The organism is Mesorhizobium waitakense (genome assembly GCF_056431085.1).
In genome coordinates this window covers 12,355-38,337 of sequence record NZ_JBWKME010000051.1, presented here as the reverse complement: position 1 = coordinate 38,337, position 25,983 = coordinate 12,355, and the positions used below count along the sequence as shown (strand labels likewise).

General features: G+C 63.6%; 25 protein-coding genes. 14 read left to right on the top strand and 11 right to left on the bottom strand.

Going from position 1 to position 25,983, the window contains the following annotated elements:
- Positions 1–146: 146 nt before the first annotated feature.
- Complete coding sequence (locus tag AC07FD_RS12350; protein WP_478350085.1) at positions 147–1,136, bottom strand: sugar-binding protein; 990 nt, start codon at positions 1,134–1,136, stop codon at positions 147–149.
- Positions 1,137–1,606: 470 nt separating this feature from the next.
- Here AC07FD_RS12350 and AC07FD_RS12345 point away from each other — a divergent pair, with 470 nt between their 5' ends.
- From AC07FD_RS12345 to AC07FD_RS12290, 12 genes are all read left to right on the top strand, one after another.
- Positions 1,607–2,347 carry an ATP-binding cassette domain-containing protein gene (locus tag AC07FD_RS12345; protein ID WP_478350084.1) on the top strand — a complete coding sequence of 247 codons (741 nt, stop codon included), beginning with the start codon at positions 1,607–1,609 and terminating at the stop codon, positions 2,345–2,347.
- A gap of 35 nt (positions 2,348–2,382) precedes the next feature.
- Entirely contained in the window at positions 2,383–3,381 is a 999-nt protein-coding gene (locus AC07FD_RS12340) for an ABC transporter permease (protein WP_478350083.1), read from the top strand.
- Positions 3,382–3,468: 87 nt separating this feature from the next.
- A complete protein-coding gene (locus tag AC07FD_RS12335) occupies positions 3,469–4,236 on the top strand; it encodes an SDR family oxidoreductase (protein WP_478350082.1) in 768 nt (255 codons plus the stop codon).
- Positions 4,237–4,423: 187 nt separating this feature from the next.
- Positions 4,424–5,251: a helix-turn-helix domain-containing protein gene (locus AC07FD_RS12330; protein ID WP_478350081.1), complete on the top strand. Its 828-nt coding sequence runs from the start codon at positions 4,424–4,426 to the stop codon at positions 5,249–5,251.
- Between the two features lie 133 nt (positions 5,252–5,384).
- Positions 5,385–5,828 (top strand): SRPBCC family protein, encoded by a 444-nt coding sequence (locus AC07FD_RS12325; protein ID WP_478350080.1) that lies wholly within the window; start codon positions 5,385–5,387, stop codon positions 5,826–5,828.
- Between the two features lie 12 nt (positions 5,829–5,840).
- Entirely contained in the window at positions 5,841–6,635 is a 795-nt protein-coding gene (locus tag AC07FD_RS12320) for an FAD binding domain-containing protein (RefSeq protein ID WP_478350079.1), read from the top strand.
- Positions 6,636–6,696: 61 nt separating this feature from the next.
- Positions 6,697–7,179 carry a (2Fe-2S)-binding protein gene (locus AC07FD_RS12315; protein WP_478350078.1) on the top strand — a complete coding sequence of 161 codons (483 nt, stop codon included), beginning with the start codon at positions 6,697–6,699 and terminating at the stop codon, positions 7,177–7,179.
- Positions 7,180–7,190: 11 nt separating this feature from the next.
- On the top strand, positions 7,191–8,558 hold the full coding sequence (locus AC07FD_RS12310; RefSeq protein WP_478350077.1) for a xanthine dehydrogenase family protein molybdopterin-binding subunit: 1,368 nt from the start codon (positions 7,191–7,193) through the stop codon (positions 8,556–8,558).
- Between the two features lies 1 nt (position 8,559).
- Complete coding sequence (locus tag AC07FD_RS12305; protein WP_478350076.1) at positions 8,560–9,564, top strand: xanthine dehydrogenase family protein molybdopterin-binding subunit; 1,005 nt, start codon at positions 8,560–8,562, stop codon at positions 9,562–9,564.
- Between the two features lie 9 nt (positions 9,565–9,573).
- On the top strand, positions 9,574–10,455 hold the full coding sequence (locus AC07FD_RS12300; RefSeq protein ID WP_478350075.1) for an AAA family ATPase: 882 nt from the start codon (positions 9,574–9,576) through the stop codon (positions 10,453–10,455).
- Between the two features lie 62 nt (positions 10,456–10,517).
- Complete coding sequence (locus tag AC07FD_RS12295) at positions 10,518–11,594, top strand: vWA domain-containing protein (protein ID WP_478350190.1); 1,077 nt, start codon at positions 10,518–10,520, stop codon at positions 11,592–11,594.
- Positions 11,594–12,481, top strand: a complete 888-nt coding sequence (locus tag AC07FD_RS12290; RefSeq protein WP_478350189.1) for an amidohydrolase family protein — start codon at positions 11,594–11,596, stop codon at positions 12,479–12,481. Before AC07FD_RS12295 ends, AC07FD_RS12290 begins: the two co-directional genes overlap by 1 nt.
- 56 nt (positions 12,482–12,537) lie before the next feature.
- On the opposite strand, the gene AC07FD_RS12285 is transcribed toward AC07FD_RS12290, so the two are convergent.
- The 8 genes from AC07FD_RS12285 to AC07FD_RS12250 all read right to left on the bottom strand — a co-directional run bounded on the left by AC07FD_RS12285 (position 12,538) and on the right by AC07FD_RS12250 (position 22,234).
- Entirely contained in the window at positions 12,538–13,068 is a 531-nt protein-coding gene (locus AC07FD_RS12285) for an N-acetyltransferase family protein (protein WP_478350074.1), read from the bottom strand.
- Between the two features lie 30 nt (positions 13,069–13,098).
- Positions 13,099–13,506, bottom strand: coding sequence for a carboxymuconolactone decarboxylase family protein (locus AC07FD_RS12280; protein ID WP_478350073.1), 408 nt, complete (start codon positions 13,504–13,506; stop codon positions 13,099–13,101).
- 153 nt (positions 13,507–13,659) lie between these two features.
- Positions 13,660–15,156 (bottom strand): sugar ABC transporter ATP-binding protein, encoded by a 1,497-nt coding sequence (locus AC07FD_RS12275; protein ID WP_478350072.1) that lies wholly within the window; start codon positions 15,154–15,156, stop codon positions 13,660–13,662.
- Complete coding sequence (locus AC07FD_RS12270) at positions 15,156–16,211, bottom strand: SMP-30/gluconolactonase/LRE family protein (protein ID WP_478350071.1); 1,056 nt, start codon at positions 16,209–16,211, stop codon at positions 15,156–15,158. The genes AC07FD_RS12275 and AC07FD_RS12270 overlap by 1 nt, the downstream gene beginning before the upstream one ends.
- Entirely contained in the window at positions 16,208–18,331 is a 2,124-nt protein-coding gene (locus AC07FD_RS12265) for an ABC transporter permease (RefSeq protein ID WP_478350070.1), read from the bottom strand. The genes AC07FD_RS12270 and AC07FD_RS12265 overlap by 4 nt, the downstream gene beginning before the upstream one ends.
- Positions 18,332–18,421: 90 nt before the next feature.
- Positions 18,422–19,447: a sugar ABC transporter substrate-binding protein gene (locus AC07FD_RS12260; protein ID WP_478350069.1), complete on the bottom strand. Its 1,026-nt coding sequence runs from the start codon at positions 19,445–19,447 to the stop codon at positions 18,422–18,424.
- 99 nt (positions 19,448–19,546) lie between these two features.
- Positions 19,547–20,533, bottom strand: coding sequence for an ABC transporter permease (locus tag AC07FD_RS12255; RefSeq protein WP_478350068.1), 987 nt, complete (start codon positions 20,531–20,533; stop codon positions 19,547–19,549).
- 267 nt (positions 20,534–20,800) lie between these two features.
- Positions 20,801–22,234 (bottom strand): DHA2 family efflux MFS transporter permease subunit, encoded by a 1,434-nt coding sequence (locus AC07FD_RS12250; protein ID WP_478350067.1) that lies wholly within the window; start codon positions 22,232–22,234, stop codon positions 20,801–20,803.
- Between the two features lie 118 nt (positions 22,235–22,352).
- Between AC07FD_RS12250 and AC07FD_RS12245 the strand changes: the two genes are divergently transcribed.
- Both AC07FD_RS12245 and AC07FD_RS12240 read left to right on the top strand, forming a co-directional pair.
- Positions 22,353–23,354 carry an ornithine cyclodeaminase family protein gene (locus tag AC07FD_RS12245; protein ID WP_478350066.1) on the top strand — a complete coding sequence of 334 codons (1,002 nt, stop codon included), beginning with the start codon at positions 22,353–22,355 and terminating at the stop codon, positions 23,352–23,354.
- On the top strand, positions 23,351–24,868 hold the full coding sequence (locus AC07FD_RS12240; protein ID WP_478350065.1) for an HAL/PAL/TAL family ammonia-lyase: 1,518 nt from the start codon (positions 23,351–23,353) through the stop codon (positions 24,866–24,868). The genes AC07FD_RS12245 and AC07FD_RS12240 overlap by 4 nt, the downstream gene beginning before the upstream one ends.
- Here the strand turns inward: AC07FD_RS12240 and AC07FD_RS12235 are convergent.
- Both AC07FD_RS12235 and AC07FD_RS12230 read right to left on the bottom strand, forming a co-directional pair.
- Positions 24,833–25,633, bottom strand: coding sequence for a 3-methyl-2-oxobutanoate hydroxymethyltransferase (locus AC07FD_RS12235; protein WP_478350064.1), 801 nt, complete (start codon positions 25,631–25,633; stop codon positions 24,833–24,835). The genes AC07FD_RS12240 and AC07FD_RS12235 overlap by 36 nt on opposite strands.
- 34 nt (positions 25,634–25,667) lie before the next feature.
- Complete coding sequence (locus AC07FD_RS12230; protein WP_478350063.1) at positions 25,668–25,982, bottom strand: MocE family 2Fe-2S type ferredoxin; 315 nt, start codon at positions 25,980–25,982, stop codon at positions 25,668–25,670.
- Between the last annotated feature and the right edge of the window lies 1 nt (position 25,983).

The following is a 25,983-nucleotide window of genomic DNA, read 5'->3' as shown; positions in this document are numbered from 1 at the left end:
GGTCCGAATCTGCACGGCGCGCCGATCTCGTTGCCGAAAAATCCAGACCATGGACGCGGCAAAGCCGGAGCGTGTCGCCCCAACTACAGCGTCCCGTTCAGGAATCGACGGGGGGCGCCCGTTGCCGAGCGCCCCAAATCAAGAACCTACTTCTGGATGCAGGTATCGACCGTGTCCTTGGTGCATTCGTCGAGGCCGGTGAACACCGGATCGGCGACAGGCTTGCCTTCGATCAGGTCGATCATCACCGCCGGCGCCTTGTAGCCCATTTCGAATGGCCGCTGACCGACCAGGGCGGTCACGAGACCATCCTTGGCAATCGCCACCTCGTCGCCGATGGTGTCGGCGGCGCCGATGACGAAGTCATTGCTGGCGATGCGGTCCTTAAGCGGCCCGAACAGATCGCGATAGGGCTGCGGCGCACCGAACAGCGGCCAGCCGCCCATGATGCCGAACGCGTCGAGCTTGGGGTTGGCGGCGAGGATATCGGTCATCGCCTGAACGCCCTTGGCGCCCTCGTCATTGGTGAACACCGGGCAGCCGGCGACTTCGGTCCAGCCGCCTTCCCCGGCGAGCGCCGCGAGGCCTTCCTTGCCCGACAGTGCGTCACGCATGCCTTGCGCACGACGCAAGATGTTGTCGGCCGCAGGATTGCCCTCGATTGTGCAGATCGTGCCGCCGTTCGGCTTTCCCTTCTTGATATACTCGCCGATTTTCTTGCCCATCAGGTAGTTGTCGGTGCCGAGATAGGTCTTGCGCAGCGCCGCATCTTCCTTGCTGAGGTCGGCATCGACCGTCATGATCGGGATCGTCGGATTGGCGGTCTTGATCGTCTGCGCGATCAGCGGCGCGTTGGACGGCGAAATCGCCATCGCCACGGTGTCGGCCTTGCTCAGCATGTCTTGGACGATCTGCGCCTCGCCGGCCTCGTCCGAGGTCGAAGCCGGGCCGGTGTAGAAGCATTCATATTCCGAGCTGGCGTTTTCCTTGTTCCATTTCTCGCAACCCTGGTGGATTGCTTCGAAGAACGGATTGTCGAGACCTTTCACGACAATGACGAGCTGTTTCTTGGCCAAAGCCGGCCCAGCGCCAAGCGCCATCATGGCGGCCGCGGCAAGCAAAAGTGATTTCCTCATGTCAGTCCTCCCTTGAAACAGACGGACACGGCGTGCCCGCCACACAGATCGACCGGACGCATGATGACCGAGGTTCGTTTCGCGAGCACTCGTGTCGCCAAGACAGATCGATAAGCATTTCCAGATGCGGCTTTGGACCGGCTCAACACACAGGGTGCCGCCGGGACCTCAACCGACAAACCTCCACCGATTCCACCTGGCGAACCGCAGGCGGAAATCGGTATAATCTCCTCCGACGCTTAGCTAATATCGGCTCGCCGCCAACGTCAATGCTATTTGTCCTACAAAACGGATTTTTAGAATAATCCCACCTTAATTCGTCCGACAATTGATTGACGCGCGCCGGCTTTTGCGTAAAAGAACGCTAACGCTGTTTCCAGGAGGAGCTGGGGAGGGCGGGGCCAAAGCAGCGTCGGCAGTCACGCCGAGAACAGCAGCGGGTCGCAAAGCACGGGGAGGCAAGAAGGCTGGTGGCGGTTCTCGAACTCACCAACATATCGAAGCATTTCGGCGCCATCCAGGCGGTCAACGACGTGTCGTTATCGATCGAGCCCGGCCAGGTGGTCGGCCTGATGGGCGACAATGGTGCCGGCAAGTCGACGCTGGTCAAGATGATCGCCGGCAATTTCCGCCCGAGCCACGGCACCATGCAGATGGACGGCAAGGATTTGATCCTGCACAAGCCGGTCGAGGCCCGCCAGCACGGCATCGAGATCGTCCACCAGGATCTGGCGCTCTGCAACAACCTGACGGCAGCGGCGAATGTCTATCTCGGCCGTGAATTACGCCGCGGCGTCGGCCCCTTCCGCATTCTCGACTACGCTTCTATGTACAAGCGCGCCGGCCAGATCTTCGCCGAGCTCAAATCCGAGACTCGCCCGCGCGACCTCGTCAAGCAGATGTCGGGTGGCCAGCGCCAGGCGGTGGCGATCGCCCGCACCATGCTGGCGCAAGCCAAGATCGTGCTGATGGACGAGCCGACGGCGGCGATCTCGGTGCGGCAGGTCGCCGAGGTGCTCAACCTGATCCGCCATTTGCGAGACCAGGGCATCGCCGTCGTGCTGATCAGCCACCGCATGCCCGACGTCTTCACCGTCGCCGACCGCGTCATCGTCATGCGGCGTGGCCGCAAGGTCGCCGACAAGACGATCGCGTCCAGCTCGCCCGAGGAAGTCACCGGGCTGATCACTGGTGCTATCGAACAGGTTTGATTTCAGCGCGTTTCACCGGCAGATAAAGGTCGATAATGGCAGTCACCCTTGACCAGACGATCGCACAGAAACAGCACACCTTGCTGTCGAAGCTGTTTGCCAGCCAGACCTTCTGGGTGGTGATCGCGGTCATCCTCGCCTGCCTGTTCCTTTCGTTTGCCACCGACGCCTTCGCCACGCAGAAGAACCTCTACAACATCACCCGCAACATCACCTTCGTCGCCATCATCGCGCTCGGCATGACCTTCGTCATCATCACCGGCGGCATCGACCTCTCGGTCGGTTCGGTGCTGTGCCTGTCGTCGATGGTGCTAGCCGTCACCATGCATGCCGGCTACTCGATTGAGATCGGCATCCTGGCCTCAATCGCCACCGCGCTTGCCATCGGCGCCTTCAACGGCATTCTGATCGCCTATCTCGGCTTTCCGCCGTTCGTGGTGACGCTCGGCATGTTGTCGATCGCCCGCAGCCTGGCCATGGTCGCCTCCAACAACACCGTCGTCTTCCAGTTCGGACCCGACCACGCCAAGCTTCTGTCGCTGGGCGGCGGCGCCTGGGTGTTCGGCATCGCCAATCCGGTGCTCTACACCATCGTGCTGGCACTGATCACCGGCTTCATCCTGCGCTGGACCAAATTCGGCCGGCACATTTTCGCCATTGGCGGCAATGAGCATGCGGCGACGCTGACCGGCGTTCCGGTGCGCCAGATCAAGGTCGCCGTCTATATGATTTCGGCGCTCTCCGCCGGCATTGCCGGCATCATCGAGACCGGTTGGCTTGGCGCCGTCACCACCAACATTGGCACCGGCATGGAGCTTCAGGTCATTGCCGCCACCGTCATCGGCGGCGCCAACCTTGCCGGCGGCGTTGGCACCGCCTTTGGCGCCATCGTCGGCGCAGCGCTCATCGAGGTGATCCGCAACAGTCTCGGCCTGCTCGGCATCAACGCGTTCTGGCAAGGCGTGTTCATCGGCGGCGCCATCCTGCTGGCGGTTCTATTCGACCGCATCCGCAATTTCCGCCGCAACGACTAGGACCATGATCCCGAAAAGTGGAAACCGGCTTTTCGGACAAACGGAAACCGTTTGTCCAGAGATCATGGTCGAACACAAGACAGAGTGATGGCAAACTCGCTGTTCAGCCTTGAGGGCCGGCTGGCGCTGGTAACCGGCTCCGGGCAGGGCATAGGTTTTGCCCTGGCGGGTGGCCTGGCCGAACATGGCGCGAGCGTGGTGCTGAACGGCCGCGATGCGGCCAGGATCGGCGGCGCCGTCGAAAAGCTGCGCGCTGTCGGCTTCAAGGCGCACGCCTCGACCTTCGATGTCACCGATTTTCAAGCGGTGAACGCGGACATCGCCCGCATCGAAGCCGAGATCGGCGCCATCGATATCCTTATCAACAATGCCGGCGTGCAGTTCCGCGCCCCGCTCGAAGACTTTCCCGAGGAGCAATGGGAGCGCCTGTTCAAGACCAATGTGTCAGGCGCCTTCCATGCCAGCAAGGCGGTCGCCCGCCACATGATCGCGCGCGGCATGGGCAAGATCATCAACATCGGCTCGGTGCAGAGCGAACTGGCCCGGCCGAACATCGCGCCGTACACCGCAACCAAGGGCGCGATCAGGAACCTGACCAAGGGTATGTGCGCCGACTGGGCGAAAAACGGCCTGCAGATCAACGCGATCGCGCCCGGCTACTTCCGCACGGAAATGAACCAGGCGCTGGTCGACAATCCCGAATTTTCCGCCTGGCTGGAGAAGCGCACGCCTGCCGGGCGCTGGGGCGATGTCGACGAACTGATCGGCGCCGCCCTGTTCCTCGCCTCCGATGCATCGTCCTTCGTCAACGGCCATACGCTCTATGTCGATGGCGGCATGACGGCTTCGGTTTGAGGCACCAACTCCGGCGAGGCCATCCAGCCGCTATTCGGTTCACTGCCTATCGCTCAGTCTGAAAATCCACCGGCATCGGCCGTCACCCGACCTCGCCAAAGGCCCACGTCTTGACGCGGCCCCGAACTCCGCCGCACAATCCCCCCTGCAGGCGAAGGGAGGCCAGTCGTCTGCGGGAGGTATACCCATGACGGAAGCGATCAGGCTCTACTGGGGCCGGTTCGGACATGTTTCTGTCCTGAATGTCGCAAGCGACTTCGTCACCCATGCCCACGTCGAAGCACATTTGATCATCTGGCTTGAAGGCACGGCCGGCGAGATGACCATCGGCCGCGAGACGGTGCGGCTTGGCCCGTGCACCGCCGCCGGCATCAACTCCTTTCAGCCGCACAGCCATGTCCTGTCGCGGAACGGCACGCCGGGCCTGTTCCTCGCCTTCTACATCGATCCCGACTGGGCGCGGCGGCGCCGCGACCTGCCTTCGTCCGCACCGCTGTTCTCGCAGGCCGCAATCACGCTGGAGCCCTGGCTGCATCAGGCCGCCGCCAGTCTGCTCGATCACCTCATCGACAATGAAAGCGTCGACGATGTCGCCAATTACGAGATCGAGCGTTTCATCGACAGCGTCCTCGATGCCGCGGACGCTTCGGCGCCGCAGGAAGCGCGCGTCCGCATAAACACCATGCAGGATTTCCGCGTCCGCAAGGCAATCCAGCTGATGAAGGCCAATGTCTGCGAGCGCATCTGCTTCGACGACGTGGCGCGCGCGGTCGGCCTGTCACGGCCGCACTTCTTCGCCCTGTTCAAGGAACAGACCAATCTGACACCCAATGTCTACTGGAACACGCTGCGCATGGAGGAAGCGGTGCGGCAATTGCAGTGGTCGCAGGAGCCGCTGATTTCGGTCGCCTGCAATCTCGGCTTCACCACGCAGGGCAATTTCTCGCGCTTCTTTCGCGACCATGTCGGCGTGCCGCCGACGCTCTACCGTGAAGCGGCGCGGATGATCGCCTGAGCCAACCGGCCGCTTTTTCAGACTCCCACCCTTTTTCAGACTCCTTGATACGGGCTCAAGACGCATTGATAAGCGTCTTTGACTTGGCCGCCCTACCCTTGCCCAACTGCCGCATCTGCAAGGGAACATCCATATGGCGAACGTCACCATCTCAAGCGTCATCGACGCGCCGGTCGAACAGGTCTGGGCGCGCATTCACGACTTTAACGGCCTGCCAGGCTGGCACCCGCGCATGGTGGAGAGCCATATCGAGGACGGCAAGGACGCGTCGACGATCGGCTGCGTGCGCAATTTCCAGCTCGCCAGTGGCGCCCGCATTCGCGAAAAGTTGCTCGACTTCTCCGACAACAATTTCCTCGTCAGCTACTCGATCCTGGAGACGCCGCAGCCGCTCACCAACCATAAGGCGACGCTGCAGCTCCGGCGCGTGACGGATGGCGACCGAACCTATGCCGAATGGACCGCCAGCTTCGACGCGGCGCCCGAGGAAGCCGGCAAGCTGGCCGAGGGCATGGGCGCCAACGTCTTCCAGGGCGGCTTCAATGCCCTGAAGAGCCATTTCGCCGGCCAGAGCTGAGGGAACCTGGCTATGGCGCTAGCACTGCAGACTTTTGCGACGGTGAAGGAGGCCAACGCGGCGCTGAAATCCCAGGGCAGCCGCTATCTCGGAGGCGGCACGCTGGTCGTGCGCGCCGCCAATGAAGGCGATGTTTCGGTCTCCAGCCTGATCCGTTCCACCGAGCCGTCGCTTTCAGCGATTACCGTCACCGACGGCAAGGCCCGCATCGGCGCTTCGGTGACCATGGCGGCGATCGCCCGTCATCCGGACCTCAGCTTCCTTGCCAAGGCCGCGCGCGCCGTCGGCGGTCCGGCGGTCCGCAACATGGCGACCGTTGGCGGCAATCTGTTCGCACCGGCGCCTTATGGCGACTTCGCCGTTGCCCTGCTGGCGCTCGATGCCACGATTGGCGCCGATGACGGCGAAACGCCGATCGAAGCCTTCCTGGCAGGGCGGGACAGCAACCGCGCCATCGTCACTTCGGTCGCTTTCGCGCTTCCGAAGGCAGACGGCTTTCGCTTCCTGAAAGTGTCGCGCGTCAAGCCGAAGGGCGTCTCGGTGCTCAGCATCGCCGCCGTGCTTGATCTGGCCGGCAACGGTGCCGTGTCCTCGGCGCGGATCGCGCTCGGCTGCATGGCAAACCGGCCGATGCGCGCCAAGGCCGCGGAGAAAGCACTGATCGGCCAAAGCCTGACCAAGGACGGCATCGCCCCGGCGCTCGCTGCGGGCAACAAAGGCACCTCGCCCGCCACCGATCCGATCGCCAGCGCCTGGTATCGCAACGAAGTGCTGCCGGTCCATCTCGGCCGGCTGCTGCTGACCTGAAAACACCCGTTGGGGGGCGCGCGTCTGTCCGATCAATCGGGCAGGCGCGCAAGGAGGAAACATGGCAAAGGTCCCGGTCCAGTTCACGCTCAACGGTTCTGAAAAGGCCGAATTCATCGACAGCGGCACGACGCTGCTCCACGCACTGCGCGACAAGATCGGCGACACCTCGCCGAAAGGCGGTTGCCATCAAGGCACCTGCGGCGCCTGTTCGGTCATCATCGACGGCGAGCTCCGGCTGCCCTGCCTGACGCTGGCCGAGACCTGCAATGGTGCTGCCATCACGACGACATCGGGGCTTTCGGAGGGTGGCGTCCTGCACCCGCTGCAGCACGCTTTCCTCGACACCTTCGCCACGCAATGCGGCTTCTGCACGCCGGGCATGATCATGGCCGCCAAGGTGCTGCTCGACCATACACCCAATCCCAACCGCGACGACGTGGTCGAGGCGCTGTCGGGCAACATCTGCCGTTGTACCGGCTACGAGCCGATCATCCAGGCGGTGCTGCGTGCAGCCCGCGCCAATTCGCAGAACGCGGCCTGAGGGAAGCAAACATGGAACTGCGCAAGAGCTACTTCGCCGATGTCCGCAAGGATGATCTGCACGAGATCGGCCAGCCCCGGCCGCGCTCGGATTCACCCGGTCATGTCACCGGCAAGACCGCTTTTTTCGCCGACCGCAGTTTCCCCGGCATGCTGCACCTGAAGATGGTGCGCAGCCCGCATCATCACGCCCGCATCCGCTCAATCGACACCTCGGAGGCGGAAAAGCATCCGGGCGTGGTGAAAATCCTTACCGCCAAGGACGTGCCGCACAATGTCTACTCCATCCTGATCCTGATCCAGATTGGACCGGAGGACGAGACGGTGCTGGCCGACGGCAAAGTGCGCTGGAAGGGCGAGGCCGTGGTCGCCGTTCTGGCCGAAACCGAGCGCGCCGCCCAAGAAGCCGCCGCCAAGGTCAAGGTCGACTATGAAGTGCTGCCGGCCGTCTTCGACATGGAGGAAGCGCTGAAGCCCGGCGCGCCGCTGGTCAACGAGTATCACGGTCAGAATTATTATCTCTACGACAGCGGCGAGTGCCGCAAGGTGCGGTTTGGCGATGTCGAGGCGGGCTTCGCCGGTGCAGATCACATCCTGGAGCAGAGCTACCAGTCCTCGCCGATCGAGCATGCGCCGACCGAAACCACCGGCTGCGTGGTGGCGCCCGAAGGCAATGGCCGCTTCACTTGCTACACCAACACTCAGGCGATGTTCTTCACCCTCGACAATGCCTCGATCATCCTGCAAATGCCGGGCAACAAATTGCATTTCGTCGGCGGCACCGTCGGCGGCGGCTTCGGCGGCAAGGTCGACGTCATCGTCGAGCCGATCGCCATTCTCGGCGCCAAGCTCACCGGCCGCCCAGTCTCCTTCATCTACAGCCGCGAGGAGGAGATGCAGATCTCCTCGCCGCGCGCCGCCGAAAAGGTCGTCATCAAGGACGGCGTCATGAAGGACGGCCGCATCGTCGCGCGAAAAGTCACCGGCTACACCGATGCCGGCGCCTATTCGCGCCACTCGCCCTATGGCGCGCAGAAAGGCGCTGGCCACTATCCCGGCCCCTACACCATTCCCAATGTCTGGATCGACACCTACTGCGTCTACACCAATCGCACGCCCTCGTCCGCCATGCGCGGCTTCGGCGTCACCATCGGCGACTTCGCGCTGGAGGTGCAGATGGACAAGCTGGCGCGGCTGATCGGCATGGACCCGCTCGAATTCCGCTTCATCAACGCCTATCGCGACGGCGACATGAAGGCGCATCGCCAGCCGACCGAGGGTGCCGCGCTGATCGAGTGCATGCAGGAAGCCTCGCGCGCCGCCAACTGGCCGGTGGCGGAAAAATTCATGGCGATGTCGTCCTACGTGAAGGGAGCTTGAAATGGCGATCAGGCGCGGGCGCGGCGTCGCCGCGATCAACTATCCGACCGGCATGAATCTCGGCGGCGACCCGACGCAGGCGCTCGTGCATTCGACGCCGACAGGCAATTTCATGGTGACGCTGTCATCAGTCGATCTCGGCCAGGGCATGAAGCAGATCATGGCGCAGATCTGCGCCGAGACGATCGGCGTGCCAACCGACCGCGTCGTCGTCGACACCGCCGACACCGATACGGGCCCGCACTGCATGGGCACCTTCGCCTCGCGCGGCACTCACCGCGCCGGCAATGCCGTCATCCAGGCCGCCAGGGAAGCCCGCCAGGTGATGCTGGAAGTGGCCGCCGACGAACTGGAAGTGAACGCCTCCGACCTTGAGACCGACGGACAGGGCAACATCCAGGTCAAGGGCGCGCCGCAAAAGTCGATCTCCATCTTCGACGTCGCGCTGTCGGCGCATTTCAAGCGCGGCCGCTCGATTTCCGGCCGCGGCATGTTCCTGATCCCGCGCTCCTATCCGGAGAAGGAAACCGGCGCGATGAAACCGTCGACCTGCTACGCGCATGCTTGCACCGTCGCCGAGGTCGAGGTCGATGACGAGACCGGCGAAGTCACCGTGCTGACGGTAAAGAACATCTTTGAGATCGGCCGCGCGTTGAACCCGAAGATGGTCGAGCAGCAGCTGGTCGGCGGCTCGTGGATGGGCATCAGCCATGCGCTCTATGAGACGACCGAGCCATACTATCCCAACCGCGACCATGGCGGCACCGATTTCAATCAGTATCTGATGCCGGGACCAGGCGACCTTGCCGAAACCGAGATCATCGTGCTGGAGCGGCCTTCGGCCGACGGGCCTTATGGCGCCAAGGGGCCGGGCGAAATGTGCGCCAATCCGCAAATCCCGGCGCTCGCCAATGCCGTCTTCGACGCTGTCGGCGTGCGCATCGACACTTTGCCGATCACGCCGGAGCGCATCCTGCGCGCGCTCAAGGCGCAAGCGGCGAACTGAGTGGTCGAAATGCCAGAGGTGAACGCCGAGACATCAGCGACCTCGCCGGAGGCTGTGACGCAGCACCTGGCCGCCTCGCGCTATCTGGCCGATGACAGCCTGGCGACCGCCATCTTCCTGGCTATCCGGCTGGGCAAGCCGCTGCTGCTCGAAGGCGCGCCGGGCGTCGGCAAGACGGAAGCGGCCAAGGCGATCGCACAGTTGCTCGGCCGCGATCTCGTACGGCTGCAATGCTACGAAGGCATCGACGCCGCGCACGCGCTCTACGAATGGAACTACCAGCGCCAGTTGCTCGCCATCCGCCATGCCGACGAGCACGAGATCGACATCTATGACGACCGTTTCCTGATCGCCCGGCCGCTGCTGCAGGTGCTGAAAGCGCCGGACCAGCGCGTGCTGCTGGTCGACGAGATCGACCGATCGGACCATGAATTCGAGGCGCTGCTTCTGGAATTCCTCTCCGATTTCCAGATCAGCATTCCCGAGCGCGGCACCATCCGCGCCACAGCTCAGCCGATCGTCATCCTCACCTCGAACCGCACCCGCGAACTCGCCGAGGCGCTGCGCCGACGCTGCGTCTACCACTGGATCGGCTATCCCGACGCCGAGCGCGAGGCCGCTATCATCATGCTGCGCGCCGGCGATGTGGCGCAAGACACCGCACGCGCGGTGGCGGCAGCCGTGCAGAGCATCCGTGCCCGCCCGCTGGCCAAGCCGCCCGGAATTGCCGAGGCGGTCGAATGGGCCAACGCCGCGACCATTCTGGAAAAGGGCGGCAGCCCGTGGCCCGAAGCCTTCCGCCGATCGATCGGCGTGCTGATCAAGGACGAAGAAGACCTGACCTACATCGCGCCGGAGCTTGGCCGGATTGTCGAGGAGGCCATGGCGTGAGCGCGGAGCGCCTACCAGCCCTGCCCCGCGCGGCCACGCCGTTCCTCGGCTTCGGCCGGCTGCTGCGCCGTTACGGCTTTGCCGTCGCGCCGGAGCAGGTGTCGGGCTTCATGCAGGCCGTGACATTGCTCGGGCCGCGTTCGATGGCCGACATCCGCGAAGCGGCCCTTGCCACGCTGGCACCGCCGCCCGACCGCCGCGACGAATTCGAGGCGCATTTCCAGAACCATTTCTACGGCAACGCATCCGCCGTGCTCGAAGGCGATGCCGACGAGGAAACCCGCATCAAGGACGATGGTGGCGCGAGCCAGGAAGAGATCGAGGTGATCAGCCGGCAGGAAGGCGGCGAGTTGTCCTCCGGCGCCGAACAACTGAGCACGCGCGATTTTCAGCGCGACGACGACAGGCTGGCCGCTTTCCGCCGCAAGCTGTCGTCGGCCTTGCCTGCCCGTCGCTCTTTCCGCACCGTGCGCACCCACTCGCGCGGCAAGCTCGACTTGCGCCGGTCGCTAAGAGAAATCGTCAGCGCCGATGGCGACGTACCCTCGCCGCTGCTGCGCCGCCGGCAGACTTTGCCGCGCAAGCTGCTGATCCTGATCGACGTCTCCGGCTCGATGAAACTGCACACGTCAGACTATCTCAAGCTCGCCCATGCCGCCGTGCAAGGTGCGGACCGCGCCGAAATCTTCACCTTCGGCACCCGGCTCACCCGCATCACCGCCGCCCTGCGCATTCGCGACCGCGACCAGGCGCTGGCCCGCGCGGCAGCCCAGGTCGACGACTGGGACGGCGGCACCCGCATGGGGCCGACGCTGCTCGCTTTCCTGTCGGTGCCACGCTTCTCCGCTTTCGCACGCGGTGCTGCGGTCGTCATCCTCTCCGATGCGCTGGAGCGCGGCGACCATGCCGAACTGGAGACAGCGATGCGCCGGCTGAGCGCGCGTGCCTTCCGATTGTCTCTTGCAACGCCGCTGGCCGGCGATCCGCGCTTCTGGCCGGCAACGGCCGCACTGCGCGCCATCCTGCCGGTGCTCGACGATCTCATCGACGGCTCGTCGCTCAAGGGCCTCACCGATTTCATCCTGTCGCTCGCCTGCCCAGCCCCGGCGGCGGTGGCAATCTGGAAGAGGGTTTCGTGATGCAGAAAGCAATCGACGCGCATTTCCATATCTGGCGCCAGCAGGACCAGCCCTGGCTGGTCGGACCGACGGTGCCGCGCATCTTTGGCCCCTATGAGCCGATCCGCCGCGACTACCCGATCGAGGAATTCTTGGCCGACCAGAAGGGGTCGGGCGTCGAAAAAGCCGTCTATGTCCAGACCAACTGGGCCAAGGAGGATTTCGAGAAGGAGGTCGCCTTCCTGCAGAAGACCGCGGATGAGACCGGCTGGCCACACGCCATCGTCGGCTACACCGATATGACCGTGGACGATATCAGGCCCCAGATCGACCGGCTGAAGAAATATCCGCTGCTGCGCGGCGTGCGCATGCAATTGCACTGGCACGAGACGCCGGCCTTCCGCTTCGCCACTTCGGCCGACCAGGTCATCGATCCCAAGGTCCGCGCCAATGTCGCCCGGCTGAAGCACTACGGCCTGTCCTTCGACCTTCAGCTATTCCCTGCCCAGATGAAGGACGGGCTGACGCTGGTCGGCGAGAACCCGGAGACCAATTTCATCCTCACCCATGCCGGCATGCTCACCGGCATGGAGCCCGAAATCACGGAAGCCTGGAAGGCAGGCCTGCGCACGCTGTCGGCCGCGCCCAATTTCCATGCAAAACTGTCCGGCCTCGGCACCTTCGTCCACGGCAACGACCCGGCTCTGATCGCTTACATCGTCGACAATGCGATCGACATCCTGGGCGCGGACCATCTGATGTTCGGCTCGAACTTCCCGATCGAGAAACTGTGGACAAGCCACGCCGAGCTGATCAAGGCGCATCGCGCGGCGGTGGCCAAGCATGGCGCGAAAGCTGAGGCGGATATTTTCTGGAACACGGCCGAGAGAGTTTATCGGCCTGCATAGCACACGCCTTCCCTTCTCATTTCAAGAAGGTGGCCAAGCGCCTTTGATGGATCTGCTCACAACGGCCGGCCTAAAACCTGGACCATATGCCGTTTCGCCCCAATACTGACTGGCCCCGCCGTCCGCACCAGCTTGAAGCCCTGCCGCTGCCAAAAGCGAAGAGCCTGCTCATTTTCTGTGATCACTCCGAGTTCCACCCACTTGACGTTCTGGGATTTCAGCCACCTGAAAAAGTCGTCGCACAGTGTACGCCCCAACCCTCTTCCGCGAAGTGCTTTGTCGATCATGAACAACGCGATCCACCAACACTCCACTCGCGGATAATTGCGGTCGCAGGCCAGTAAGCCTACAAATTCACCATCGATTGCCTTCACCCCGAATATGAACTTGTCGGCTTCCGTCCGGTTCGGTGGAAAGCTCTCAAATTCCTCCTTTGCAGTGGCAGCGTTGGGCGGCTCGCCTCGTTCCAGCACGACATAGTCAGAGCAGCCCTGATACAGCGGCACCAGTCGTGAAGCGTCAATCCCAATCAGGCCTTCAATCTCGTAGCCAGAGAGCGACGTTGGAAATCTGGTGCTTTTGTCCATGAAAATTCCAGCCCTGGAAAGCAGCCGCCCTCACTTCACCTCGAACTGCGGATCGATCGGGATCTGCATCGCAGTGACCATATGGTTGGTCTGGCCGGCCAGCCCGATGATCGATACGAGTTCGCCGTGCTGCGCGTCGGTCATGCCTTTCGCCCGGGCGGCGGCGGTGTGCGAGTGGACGCAGTAGGAGCAGCCATTGGCGGTCGACACCGCGATATAGATCATCTCCTTGGTCAACGGATCGATGGCGCTCTCAGCGACCATCACCACCTTCAACTGTTCCCAGATCCGCTTCAGCGCTGGTGGATCATTGGCCAGCCCGCGCCAGAAATTGTTGACGAAATCGGATTTGCGCGTCGCACGGATGTCGTCGAACACCGCCTTCACAGCCGGGATCTTCTCCACGTCGGCATCGGTCAGAAGTTTTGTGGTGGCCATGGCTGGTCCTTTCGTTTGGATCGTCGTGTGAATTAAATCAGGTCTTGAGCAATCGCAGCCAATCCATTGCCCGATTCACTTTTTAGCGACGGCGTGGCGATTCAGGTCAGGAAGCCCAAGAAGTCGCCATTTGCAGGCCGACCTGACCTGAATCTAGTGAACCGCCGCGTACATGATCTTTTCCTCGGTTGCCTCCGCCGGCGAAAACTCTTCGACGATGCGGCCTTGCCGGCAGACCAGGATGCGGTCCGACAGGTTCATGATCTCCGGCAGGTAGGAGGAAATCACGACGACAGCGAGGCCCTCATCGGCCAGCCGGTTGATGATCTGATGGATCTCGGCGATCGCGCCGACATCGACGCCGCGCGTCGGCTCGTCGAAGATGACGATGCGGGGTCGCTGCACTAGCCCCTTGCCGATCACCACCTTCTGCTGGTTGCCGCCGGATAGCTCGACGACGCGTGCATTGTCGTTGATCGCCTTGATGTTCAGCGTCTTCGTCCATTCGGCCGCAAGCTGCCGCATCTCCTGCTGGTCGATCACCCAGGCCTTTTCGCGGCCCGCCGCCAACAGCCCGCCGAACAGGTTCTCGGCAATGCCCATCGTCTCGAAGATGCCCTCGCTCTTGCGGTCCTCGGTGACATAGACGATGCCGTCGGCCACCGCCTCGCTCGGCACGAGATAGCGCACCGGCTTGTCGTCTAGTTCGATCGCCCCGCCACGCAGGAAATCGCGCTTGTAGATGCCGGAGACGATCTTGAAGGTCTCGGTGCGGCCAGACCCGATCAGCCCGAACACGCCGGTAATCTGTCCCTCGAAGATCGAGAAGGAATTGTTGCGCACGACATTGCTCATCGAAATGTCCTGCACCGACAGCACCTTCTTGCCGGCCTTGCGCAATTTTGCTTCGTCGCGCTGCCTGTAGATCTGCCCGGACAGTGTTCGCCCGACCATGGCGGCGACGATCCGGTCGCGGTCGAAGGCGGATGTGTCGTCGGTGATGACCAACTCGCCGTCGCGCAAGATGGTGATGCGGTCGGCGATATCAAGCGCTTCTTCAAGCGCGTGGCTGATGAAGACGATCGACACGCCGCTCGCCTTCAGCCGCCGGATCAGCGCGAAGAAATGCCGCTTCTCCTCTGGCGTCAGCGTCGCCGTCGGCTCGTCGAAGATGATGACCTCGGCATTGTGGTGGACGGCACGAGCAATCTCGACCATCTGCCGCTTGGCGGCACCCAGCGTCGCCACCATCGCGTTCGGGTCGACGGGAAAGTTGAGGGACTGCAGGAACTGCTGCGCCGAAATGTAGGTGCCGCGTAGCCGGTTGAGGAATTTCTCGCTGCCGAGATAGAGGTTCTGCGCCACCGTCATCGACGGCACCAGACTGGTTTCCTGGAACACCATGGCAATGCCGGCTTCGAGCGCCGCATGCGGCGAGGCGTAGGCGATTTCGGCGCCCTTATGGAACATCCTGCCGGAGGTGGCGTCGACCACCCCGGCAACGATCTTGGTCAGCGTCGACTTACCCGCGCCGTTCTCGCCGAGCAGCGCGTGGATCTCGCCCTTGCGCAGGTCGAAGCTGACGTTTTTCACCGCGGGCACGCCGCGATAAGTCTTGGTGACATTTTCCAGGCGGACAATCGGTTCCATCAAAGCCCTCCCGACGCGAGGTCGACGGACAACACGCAGTCGCCGCCCCTGGAGGCGATGAACAGAAGGCCGGCCCTCTCGGCGACGCTGCAAATGCCGTGGCGCGTGCCGTTGGCGCGACTGTGCAGGCTGAATTGCGGCTGCAGCTTCTGGTCGAGCCTTACCACCAGCCCGTAGGAGCGGCTTGGCGACCAAGGCTTGTGGATGCCCATGGTGCGGATGCCACCGCATTGCAGCGGTTCAAGGAAGCTGCGGCTAGAAGCCAGGGCCGGCGCGATCCAGTAGGCCGGCGGCACCTGTTCGACCATGTCCTGCCGGTAGTGCGTTTCCTGCAGCACGAATTCGATCAGCCGGTTGCGCGGCGCAAACAAGGTCAGCCACGCACCGCCATCGGCGGTCGGCGACAGCCGTGCGGGATAGCCGGGCAGATGCGCCAGAACCGTCGAGCGGTTGCCGGTCGCGCCGTCGAAGCGGACGAGCTGGTGGCGCCAACTTTCGCTGACCAGCACATCCCGCCCCATGGGATGGAGCCCATAAGGAAAGGCGATCTCGCCGGCCACCTTGCGGAATTCTGCGCCCGCCGCGGCCCGCTTCCACAGCGAACCGGACGTGCCCTTCTTCATCAGGTCGGCGGCCCATTGCGACGGCGCGTGTTCAGCCGAACCATTGGCCAGCCACAGCGTGCCATCATCTGCATAGGCAAGCGCGGTGATGCAGCGTATCCCGGCCGGCAGCGAAACCTCCTTGCCGGCAATCAACAGCCTACCGCTCTCCAACCCGATCGTCAGTTCGCCCGATGGCGACAGCGCCAACGCCGTAACCGGAGATGGAAAGGTCTCGACCACGGTTGGCACGGCTCCGGCGGCGATCGCGTGGACAGCATTGCCGCTGGAGGCCAACAGCCTGTCGCTGGAAATCAGCAGATTATCCGGCTCGGTCAGTTCGGCGACCGCCGGCGCGTCGTCCAGCCGCGTGTTGGGACGGAAGGCGCCGTCGAGCGGCGGAATGGTCACTGCCTTGCCGCGAAACAGGTCAAGCACAGGATCGAGGATCACGACTTCGCCCCCCAGTAGGAAGCGGGGCTGGTCCAGTTCGGGTCGGCGCCTGATATCTTGTAGCGGCCGATGCGGTTGTTCAGGATGCCGCCGACGAAAAGATAGCCCTTGTGCTCGCGCATCGAGGTGACCATCGGGTGTGCGCCGCCGGTCAGGTCGCCCATCGCCTCGACGATGCCGCCGGTTTGGTTGAACTTGACCACGCCGCCGGTGTTGATGTTGGGGAACAGCCATTCATCCTGCGGCAGCCGGCGCGTCATGCGCTTGCGCATGTCGGGATGGCGCAGCGACAGGTCGAAGCTCGGCGTGCGCATGCCAAGCCATGCCATCCAGTAATTGCCGTCGGAGGCGCGGTTGATGTTGTCGGGGTAGCCCGGCATGTCGCGGATGACGCATTCGGCCGTACCGGCCTTCGGCCCTTCCAGCCAGTAGCGATGCACGCGACAAGCCCAGCTTTCGGCGAAAAACAGCGACTTGCCGTCATGCGCCATGCACACACCGTTGGTGTAGCGGTAACCGTCGAGCAGTGTCTTGGTCGAGCCATCCTTCGGGTCGCAGACCAGCAAGCGGCCGGTGGCGCGGTTTTCGATCGAATCCAGAGCCCAGTCATGGGCGTCGTAGCGCTTGGTCGAGTCGGTGAAATAGATACGGCCGTCGGGTGCCACGTCGCAGTCATTGGGATCGCGCAGCCGCGCATCGTCGACGATCGAGGTCCAGGAGCGCGAGGTCTCGGCCGACAGGCGTTTGACCTCCCGGTCCGGGGACACGGAATAGAGCCCCATGGCGCCGACACAGCTGATCAGGTTGCCTGATTTGTCGAAGGCCAGGCCGAGCGGAAAGCCGCCAATATGGGCAAACACTTCCGACCTTACATAGTCCGGCGCGAAGAAGCGTACGATCTCGCCATGGCGGGTGCCGCAATAGAGATTGTCGTCGCGGTCGAGGATGACGTCCTCCGGCCCCTCAAGTTCGCCGAGCCCGATATGGTCAGCTTTTGACAATCGATTATCGAGTTCGTATGGCGTGCCCGAACCGGGTGCCGCCGACTGGGTCGCGCCCATTTTGAGATAGACCGGCGCGACATAGACCTCGTTCAGCACCTTGTGGCGGTTCTTCAGCCAGCGGATGTCGATGGTCACCGCCACCGCCAGCATGATGCCGAGCACCATCTGGTTGGTTCCGGTGCCATAGCCCAGCCGGATCAGCCCGTTGGTCATGGTCAAGACGATGATGGCGCCCATCAGCCCCTTGATCACCGAGCCGCGCCCACCGCCCAAGCTGACGCCGCCGACCACCGCCGCCGTCAGCGCCATGATCTCGAGATTGAGGCCGGTGCCAGGCCCTGCCCCGCTCAGGCGGCAAGCGATGAGGAAGCCACCGATCGAGGCGCAGAAACCTGAGAAGACATAGGTCATGAACACGGTGCGGCGCACCCGAATGCCGGCATTGTGCGCCGAGCGCCTGGAGCCGCCGACCGCCAGCACGTGCCAGCCCGGTCGCGAACGGGTCAGCGCGATATGGGTGACGATGGCGAGGATGATCGCCAGCCAGACCGAGACCGACAGGCCCCAGAAGGTGCTGTCGCCGATGAAGTCGAGCACATCCGACGTGGCTGTCGAGAGCTGCACATCAGCGGCATAGGTGGTGACCAGGATGTCGAACAGTGCCCGCCCGAAGATGAAGGTGACCAGCGTGGTGAGGAAGGCGCGCAGGCGGAGATAGCCGACGAGATAGCCATTGATGGCGCCGAAGACGAGGCCGGTGGCAAGCGAAGCGGCCAGCGCCAGCCAGATCGACTGTTCGAGGATGAAGAAGACATAGACGGCCGAGAAGCACGACAGCGCGAAGATCGAGCCGACCGACAGGTCGATGCCGCCGCCCAGCATCACCACCGTCATGCCGGTGACGACCATTGAGAACTCGCCGAGCTGGCGGGTCGATTCCTGCAGCGAGGTCAGCTTGAAGAAGCCCGGAATGACCGAGCCGAAGGTCGCCAATGTCACCACCAGCGCCAGGAACGGAATGGCGTTGTCGGTCCAGCGCTTGGTCAGGATCTCGCCGACAAGATGGTCGGGCACGAGATTGTAGCGCCAGGACTGGAGGCGTTCGCGAAAGGACATCGGGTCACTGCTGCAAAATCTGGGCTGCTAGAGAAAGAGGTGGCCGGGCAATCCGGCCACCTCGTTAATTGATGTTTGGCAAGGATCGGTCTATTTCGCCGCCGCTTCGGCCTGCAGCGACTTCAGGTCCCAGCAGCTGTCGGGCTTGAGGTCGGCCTTGGTCGTCGCCTTCTCGAGCGTGTAGATGTAGGTGTGCGAGGTACCGGCCGGCTGGCCGCTCTGCAGCAGGAACTTGATAATAGCGTTCATGTCGCCCGACTGGCGGGCAAGCTCGGTCATCACCACGGCGCCATAGGTGCCGTCCTGCAGCTTGTCGCAGTCGGCCGCCTTTTCCCCCCCGCCGGTGGTGACCAGGAACACCTTGCCCTCGAGCTTGGCGTCTCGGATCGCGGCCGACGCGCCGGTGGCGTCACCATCCCAGAAGTCGATGATCGAGCAAATGTCCGGGTTCTGCTGCAGCATCGTTGTCGTCACGTTGCGCGAGGTCGTCGCATCCCAGTTGGAGTCGGGCTTGGCCACCACCTTGAAGTCGGGATGCTTGTCCAGAACCTTCATGATGCCGGCATACTGATAAAGGCTGGAGGAGTTCGCCTGGTCGCCCTGCACCAGGCCGATCTTCTTCGACGAGTTTTCGCCGCAGCCCTTGATCGCAGCTTCGGCCTCGAGCTGGCCTAGACGGTCCCAGTCGCTGCCGACAAAGGCGTCGGCCGGGAAGTTGGCAGGATTGTCGACCAGGAGCACGTAGGTGCCGGCCGCCTGCGCCTTCTTCATCAGCTTGGAATAGGAGTTGAGGTCCGGCGCATGGATGATCAGCACGTCCGGCCGGGTGTCCGACGAAATGGCGTCGGTGATCGCCTGCGCGCCGGCATCGACGACCCAGTTCGGATCGCGCGTCTCGAACACGCCACCCCAGGCCTCGACTTCGGTCTTCAGATAATGCGCCCAGCCCTGCGCCAGGTCGAAGCCCATCGCCAGCGGCACCAGCATGACGCGCTTGCCCTTCAGCGCCTGCGCATAGGCGGCCGGGCCCGGGTCGTCGGCGGCAAAGGTAGGCGCTACGAAAGCGGTAACGGCAAGCGCCGTGGCGGCGGCCAATAGTGTTCTGATCAGTTTCATGTCACATCCTCTGTTTTGGTCACTGTGGTTCACCGACGGCCCAACCGTCCGAGTTTGGTCAAGTCTTCTGGTTCGAGAATGATCTCTTCGGGATCATGCTTAGATATCGCCCTGCTGCGCGGTCTGTTCGTCACGTGGGTTGATGACGCCATCGACGATGATCGCCCCCAGCAGGATCGCCGCCTTGATCAGGTTCTGGTAGAGCAGCGGAATATCGATGATGGTCATGGCGTTGAGCAGGATGCCGATCAGCGCCGCCCCGACCAGCACGTTGCGCACCCCGCCCCGCCCGCCGGACAGGCCGATGCCGCCGATCACCGCCACCAGCACGATGTCGTAGAGCAGCGTCGAATTGACGACGCGGGTGTTGATCGAATGCAGGCTGGCCGCCGTCAGCAGGCCGGCAATCAGCGCGACGAAGGCCGACAGCACATAGCGCAGCACCAGCATCGGCCGCACCGGAATGCCGATGTTGCGCGCCGCGACCGGATTGTCGCCGGCGAAATAGATGTAGCGGCCCCATTTGGTGTAGCGCAGGAACAGGAAGAACAAGAAGGCGAGGCCCGCGAAGACGAACACCTCGACGGGAATATCGAGGAAGCGCAGGCCGCCGAGCAGCTCGACCCAATGGCCCTGCGGCACCGGCACGGCATCCTGCGTGATCAGTTGCGAGCGGACGTAGCCGAAGACGAAGGAACCGGTCGCCAGCGTCACGAAGATCGCCGGCACATCGGCATAGGCGACGAGGAAGCCGTTTAGCAGGCCGATGGCGAGCACGCCGGCCAGCACATAGGCGAAGGCCAGCCCGTCCGGCGTTCCTGAATTCAGGAGCTGCAGATACCAGGCGACAGACATTGCCATGATCGCCACGGCCGAGAGGTCGATGCCTCGGCCGATGATGACGACAGCCATGCCGAGCGCCAGCATGCCGAGCACCGACACCGAGCGGACGATGGCCACGAGATTGTTTGGGTCGATGAAGCCCGGCAGGCCGATGGCAGCGGCAACAAACAGCACCACGGCAATGGCAAAGACAATGCCTTCCTGATTCAGGCTCCTGAAATTCGGCCAGCCGATCGCGTTCATGTCCCGCTTACGCCCCAATGGCAGCGCTGCCATCCCACGGAAAGCTAATCGGCTTAGCGCCGGTTCGTCAAATGAATCCGCGTTCAGAAGCCCGGTCGGCGGCGATATTCATCGAGTGGACGAATCGATTGCCAAAACTGGCGCAATGCCCAGAAAAGTCTGGATTTTTAGCAATTGGTTGCGCCATTGCGATCGCTTGCGAAAGCACCGACCAAGGCGAAAGGGCAAGGCGGAATTTATCTGCGCATCAGGCGGAAAAATTCGATTTCAGTTCCCCCGTGCGTGGCCGGAAACCTCGGCACCCGCACCTGGCGGCAGCGCGAGGAAACGCAACGCCGCCACCAGCCCGATGGCGCCGATCGCCAGGAAGGCGATTCGAAAATCGACGAGGTCGAGCGCCGGCCGGTCCCTGGCGATCTGCGACAGGTTGAGGATCGCCGCCGCCACCGCGACGCCGAACAGCATCGCCACTTGCTGCAGCATGCTGGACAGTGTCGCGGCCGAACTGCGTTGCGCCGCGTCGATATCGGCGAAGGCCAGCGTGTTGAGGGCGGTGAACTGCATCGAGCGCGACAGGCCGGCGATCAGCATCAGTAGGATCACCAGCGCTTGCGGCGTCTGCGGTGAGATCGCCGCGCACGCCATGATCGACGCCGAGGCGATCAGGCCGTTGACGACGAGCACAGATCGAAAGCCGAAGCGCCGCAACGTCGGCGTCGTCACCGTCTTCATGCCGAGATTGCCGAGGAAATAGGCCAGGATCATCATGCCGGCATCGACGGGGCTGAGACCGAAGCCGACCTGGAACAGAAGCGGCAACAGGAACGGCGTGGCGTTGATCGCCACCCGGAAATTGGTGCCGGCGGCAAGCGTCGAGATGGCGAAGGTCAGCACCTTGAACGATGAGAGGTCGAGCAGCGGATGCGGTGCGCGCCTGAGATGGCGCACCGCCAGCCAGCCGATGGCGACGCCGAAGGCGATGAGCACCACCGTCGGCAAGACACCGTCTTCTGGATGCGCGATGCGTTCGAGCCCGTACAGAAGGCAAGCAAGTCCCGCCGATGTCAGGAAAAAACCCGGCCAGTCTAGCGGTTTTGGGTTAGCCTCGCGGTCGCCGGGAATGAAGCGGGCGACCAGCGCCAGCCCGATTACGCCGAGCGGGATGTTGATGAAGAAATTCCAGTGCCAGGACAGATAGGTGGTGATGAAGCCGCCCAGCACCGGCCCGACCACCGGCGCGAACAGTGCCGGCCAGGTGATCAGCGCGGTGGCGTTGAGCAGCTCGGACTTCGATGCATTGCGCAAGACGAGAATGCGGCCGACCGGCGTCATCAGTGCGCTGCCCAGCCCTTGCACGACACGTGCAGCGACGAACTGGGTCAGGTTTTGCGAGAAGCCGCAGGCGAGCGAGGCCAATGTGAAAAGGATGATTGCCAGCAGGAAGATATTGCGCGCACCGAACCGGTCGGCGAGCCAGCCCGACAGCGGCACGAACACTGCCATGGTCAGCATGTAGACGGTGATGCCGATGCTCATCGCCACCGCCGGCACGCCGAAGGAAGCGCCCATCTGCGGCAGCGATGTCGAGATGATCGTCGAATCAAGCAACTGCATGAAGAAGGCGATGGCGACAATCAGCGCCACGCGCCGCGCATTGGTGGCCGTTTCGGGTAAGGCTTCAGTGTCGGGAATGGCAGTCATGACGGAACCGGTTTGAACAGCAATTAGCCGGCCGCGTCCATAGACGGCGTAACAAACTTTCGTGTCGCGTCACGGCCTGTTATGGATGAGAGGCGACCGGGGAAAGTGCACGCAGCAGATGAAACCCATCTATATCGACTATCTCAATGCCCTCGATATCGACGCCCTTGCCATGTCCGATGGTGAAATCATTGCCGCCGTAGAGGCCGGCCTGGTGGCGCAAGGCAATGGCCAGACGGTGATCGAGCCGCGCGTCCATCTCGAGCCGGACCCGTCCTTCCACGGTCATTTCAATGTCCTGCGCGGCTACGTCGCGCCGCTCGACACCGCCGGCGTCAAGATCGTCGGCGACTATGTCGACAACTACCTGCACGGCCTGCCCTCCGAATTCGGCATCCTCAATCTGTTCGATCCGCGCACCGGCACGCCGCGCGCCATTCTCGACGCCACCGTCATCACCGACATGCGCACCGGTGCCGTCACCGCCATCGGCGCCAAGCATCTGGCGGGCAAGGGCTCAAAAGTGCTGGCCCATATCGGCGCGCGCGGCACCGCCTACTGGAACGTGCGCCTGCTCGACCATCTCTTCGACTTCGACGAAATCCGCGTCCATTCGCGCCGCCCGGAAAGCCGCGACGGTTTCGCCGCAAAACTCTCCGCCGATCTCGGCAAGCGTGTCACCGCTGTGGCCGGCTGGAAGAGCTGTGTCGAAGGCGCCGACATCGTGGTCGAGGCCTCGCGGCTGCCGGAACCGCAGCCCTTGTTGAAGACCGAATGGATCAAGCCCGGCGCGCTGGTCGTGCCCTACGGCACCATGAGCGCCGTGGAGCTGTCGCTGACCGACATCATGCAGAAGATGGTCGTCGACGATTGGGGCCAGTGCAAGGGCGGCAAGTTCGGCTCGCTGCGCGCCCATGTCGAGACCGGGCGGCTGAGCGAAAAGACGCTGCATGCCGAGCTTGGCCAGATCGCCGCCGGTCTCAATGCCGGGCGAGAGAATGACAGCGAGACGATCCTGTTCTGGCACCGCGGCCTGTCGCTGTCCGACATTGCGTTGGGCAAGGCGATGCTGGCCAAGGCGCAGGCGCAAGGCATCGGCCAGCGGCTGCGCTTCGCATGAGTGCGCTCGTCCTCACCGGAGCCGGCGTGGGCACTGCGGATGTCGCCGCTGTGGCCCGCGAAGCGCGCAAGGTGGAGGTCCGATCCGATGTCCTCGGCAGGCTGCAGAAGGCGCGAACAGTGCTCGACCAGGCCGCCGCCTCCGGCCAGCAGATCTATGGCCTCAACACCGGGCTCGGCGCCAATCTCGGCACGACGGTCGAGGGCGACGCCAGCGCCTTCCAGCGCCAGCTGCTGGAAGGACGCAGCGGCGCGGTCGGCGAAGCGCTGCCGGTCGAGACCGTGCGGGCAACTATGTTTGCCCGCGCGGCGATGCTTTCAACGGGAGGCTCCGGACTTTCGCCCACCGTGTTTGTCGCTTTGGTCGACGCGCTCAATGCCGGCGTCCACCCGGTGATGCCGTCGCTCGGCTCGATCGGCGCCGGCGATCTGGTGCTGATGACGGCGCTTGCCCGCCTGCTGACCGGTGAAGGAGACGCCGACTATCAGGGCCGGCGCATGCCGGCGGCCAAGGCGTTGATGATGGCCCGCCTCGTCCCCATCAGCCTGGCGCCCAAGGACGGGCTGTCGCTGATTAACGCTTCGGCTGTTTCAGCGGGCAGCGGTGCGCTCGTGGTGACGGATGCGCTGTCCGCCCTTGCCCAGCAGCACCAGGCCGGCGCGCTGACCATGGAAGGTATCGGCGCCAATCGCACCATCCTCGACCCGCGCCTGCATATGGCGCGGCCGGCGGCCGGCCAGCAGGAAGCGGCCAAGGCCTTGCAATATCTGGTCGCCCGCGACGAGGCACCGGCGCCAACCACCTTGCAAGATCCCCTGTCGATCCGCTGCATGCCCTCGATCCATGGCGCGCTGATCGAGGCGATCGGCCAGGCGAGACATGCCGTCGAGATCGAACTCAATGCCGCCGCCGACAACCCGCTGGTGCTCAGCGACGACGGGCTGGTGCTGTCGACCGGCAATTTCCACACTGCCTCGCTGTCGCTCGCCTTCGAAACGCTCGGCCTGGCGATCGCCCAGTGTGCCGCCGCGAGCGCTGCCCGCTTCATCCAGCTTACTGGCTCCGGCCGTAACGGCCTGCCGAAATATCTGTCGCCGGTCGGCGGCGCCTCGGCCGGCTTCGTGCCGCTGCAGAAGACGGCGACATCGATCCTGGCCGCCATCCGCCACAGAGCCAATCCGGTGATGCTGGATTTCTTGGCCGTCTCGGAAGGCGTCGAGGACCATGCCACGCAGACACCGCTGGCTGTCGCGAAATGCGCTGGGATGGTCGCGCTGTGGCGGCGGCTGATCGCCTTCGAATTGATGGCGGCGGCACAGGCGGTCGACCTGCGCGACGGGCTCACCCTGGCGCCGCGCACCGCCGCAATTCACACGGCGATACGCGCGCTGGTCCCTAGCCTGAAGGAGGATCGGCCACTCGGCATCGACGCCGAAGCGCTCTTCGCCGCGCTCGCCAATGGGCCCTGGCAGCTGACCTTACGCCCGGTCGACCTTGTCGAGGAACAGCCGTAGCTCACCGGGATCCATGTGCACGACGTGCCTGTCCTCGGGATAGGCCAGGCTGTTGACGTCGGCGACATATTCGGAGAACGCCGCGATCCGCTCGGCTTGCAGGCGGTCATATTCGGCGGCGAAATTGCGATAGACCTTGGAGTGGCGGGGCATGTGCCCACGGTTCTGGCCGAGAATGTCGTCCGCGAACAGATATTGCGCGTCGCAGCCGGTCCCCGCCCCCATCGACAGCATGATCAGCGACGTTCGCTCCGAGATTGCCTTCGCCACCTCGACCGGCACCACTTCGATCTCCGCTCCGATGGCGCCGGCGGCCTCCAGTTGCTTCACCGCTGCGAAGACCGCCATGGCGGTGTCGGCCGTCTTGCCGACAGCCTTGAAGCCGCCCGTCCAGGTGGCGCGCGATGGAATGAGGCCAACATGGCCGATGACCGGGATGGCGTCGTCGGCCATCCGCTTGATCGTGGCGTAGCCGGCGCTGCAATAGACCGCGTCGGCGCCGGCCTTGTAGAGCCGGAAGGCCCAGCGCAGGAAATCGTCCGCCGTGCCGATCTCGAAGAAATTCTCCCCCGGCATGGTGAACAGGCTGGGCGCCGCATCGCGGTATTGCGGGTTGAGAACCAGTTCGGGCGGCACCGAGACGATGTCGACCCCTGCCCGCTCGGCGGCCTCGGCCTCGTCCATCGTCAGCACGCGCAGCATGGTCAGCTGGCGCTTGCCCTTCATGGCGCGCAGGTCCGCCACCGTCGGTCTTTTTCGGCTCATCGAAAGAATTCCCTCTGTTACGTGCTGCGGCAGGTCAGCCGATCTGGATCATCACTTTGCCAGCCTCGACCTTCACCGGATAGGTCGCGAGATCGACGCACACTGGTGCGCCCTTGGCGGCACCAATCTTGTAGTTGAAGCGGCCATTGTCCTTGGGACATTCGATGATGTCGTCCATCACCAGCCCGTCAGCCAGATGCGCCTTCTCATGCGTGCAGTAGCCGTCGGTTGCGAAGAATTCGTCATCCGGGCTGCGATAGATGGCGAAGGTGCGACCGCCATGGTCGAAGCGGATGACGTCTTCTTCCTCGACATCATCGACGCCGCACGCTTCAACCCAGCCGGCCATC

Bases quoted from the DNA above. Each gene is read 5' to 3' on its own strand.
- AC07FD_RS12350 (WP_478350085.1), bottom strand. From the start codon at position 1,136: ATGAGGAAATCACTTTTGCTTGCCGCGGCCGCCATGATGGCGCTTGGC.
- AC07FD_RS12340 (WP_478350083.1), top strand. From the start codon at position 2,383: ATGGCAGTCACCCTTGACCAGACGATCGCACAGAAACAGCACACCTTG.
- AC07FD_RS12335 (WP_478350082.1), top strand. From the start codon at position 3,469: ATGGCAAACTCGCTGTTCAGCCTTGAGGGCCGGCTGGCGCTGGTAACC.
- AC07FD_RS12330 (WP_478350081.1), top strand. From the start codon at position 4,424: ATGACGGAAGCGATCAGGCTCTACTGGGGCCGGTTCGGACATGTTTCT.
- AC07FD_RS12325 (WP_478350080.1), top strand. From the start codon at position 5,385: ATGGCGAACGTCACCATCTCAAGCGTCATCGACGCGCCGGTCGAACAG.
- AC07FD_RS12320 (WP_478350079.1), top strand. From the start codon at position 5,841: ATGGCGCTAGCACTGCAGACTTTTGCGACGGTGAAGGAGGCCAACGCG.
- AC07FD_RS12315 (WP_478350078.1), top strand. From the start codon at position 6,697: ATGGCAAAGGTCCCGGTCCAGTTCACGCTCAACGGTTCTGAAAAGGCC.
- AC07FD_RS12310 (WP_478350077.1), top strand. From the start codon at position 7,191: ATGGAACTGCGCAAGAGCTACTTCGCCGATGTCCGCAAGGATGATCTG.
- AC07FD_RS12305 (WP_478350076.1), top strand. From the start codon at position 8,560: ATGGCGATCAGGCGCGGGCGCGGCGTCGCCGCGATCAACTATCCGACC.
- AC07FD_RS12300 (WP_478350075.1), top strand. From the start codon at position 9,574: ATGCCAGAGGTGAACGCCGAGACATCAGCGACCTCGCCGGAGGCTGTG.
- AC07FD_RS12290 (WP_478350189.1), top strand. From the start codon at position 11,594: ATGCAGAAAGCAATCGACGCGCATTTCCATATCTGGCGCCAGCAGGAC.
- AC07FD_RS12285 (WP_478350074.1), bottom strand. From the start codon at position 13,068: ATGGACAAAAGCACCAGATTTCCAACGTCGCTCTCTGGCTACGAGATT.
- AC07FD_RS12280 (WP_478350073.1), bottom strand. From the start codon at position 13,506: ATGGCCACCACAAAACTTCTGACCGATGCCGACGTGGAGAAGATCCCG.
- AC07FD_RS12275 (WP_478350072.1), bottom strand. From the start codon at position 15,156: ATGGAACCGATTGTCCGCCTGGAAAATGTCACCAAGACTTATCGCGGC.
- AC07FD_RS12265 (WP_478350070.1), bottom strand. From the start codon at position 18,331: ATGTCCTTTCGCGAACGCCTCCAGTCCTGGCGCTACAATCTCGTGCCC.
- AC07FD_RS12260 (WP_478350069.1), bottom strand. From the start codon at position 19,447: ATGAAACTGATCAGAACACTATTGGCCGCCGCCACGGCGCTTGCCGTT.
- AC07FD_RS12255 (WP_478350068.1), bottom strand. From the start codon at position 20,533: ATGAACGCGATCGGCTGGCCGAATTTCAGGAGCCTGAATCAGGAAGGC.
- AC07FD_RS12250 (WP_478350067.1), bottom strand. From the start codon at position 22,234: ATGACTGCCATTCCCGACACTGAAGCCTTACCCGAAACGGCCACCAAT.
- AC07FD_RS12245 (WP_478350066.1), top strand. From the start codon at position 22,353: ATGAAACCCATCTATATCGACTATCTCAATGCCCTCGATATCGACGCC.
- AC07FD_RS12240 (WP_478350065.1), top strand. From the start codon at position 23,351: ATGAGTGCGCTCGTCCTCACCGGAGCCGGCGTGGGCACTGCGGATGTC.
- AC07FD_RS12235 (WP_478350064.1), bottom strand. From the start codon at position 25,633: ATGAGCCGAAAAAGACCGACGGTGGCGGACCTGCGCGCCATGAAGGGC.
- AC07FD_RS12230 (WP_478350063.1), bottom strand. From the start codon at position 25,982: ATGGCCGGCTGGGTTGAAGCGTGCGGCGTCGATGATGTCGAGGAAGAA.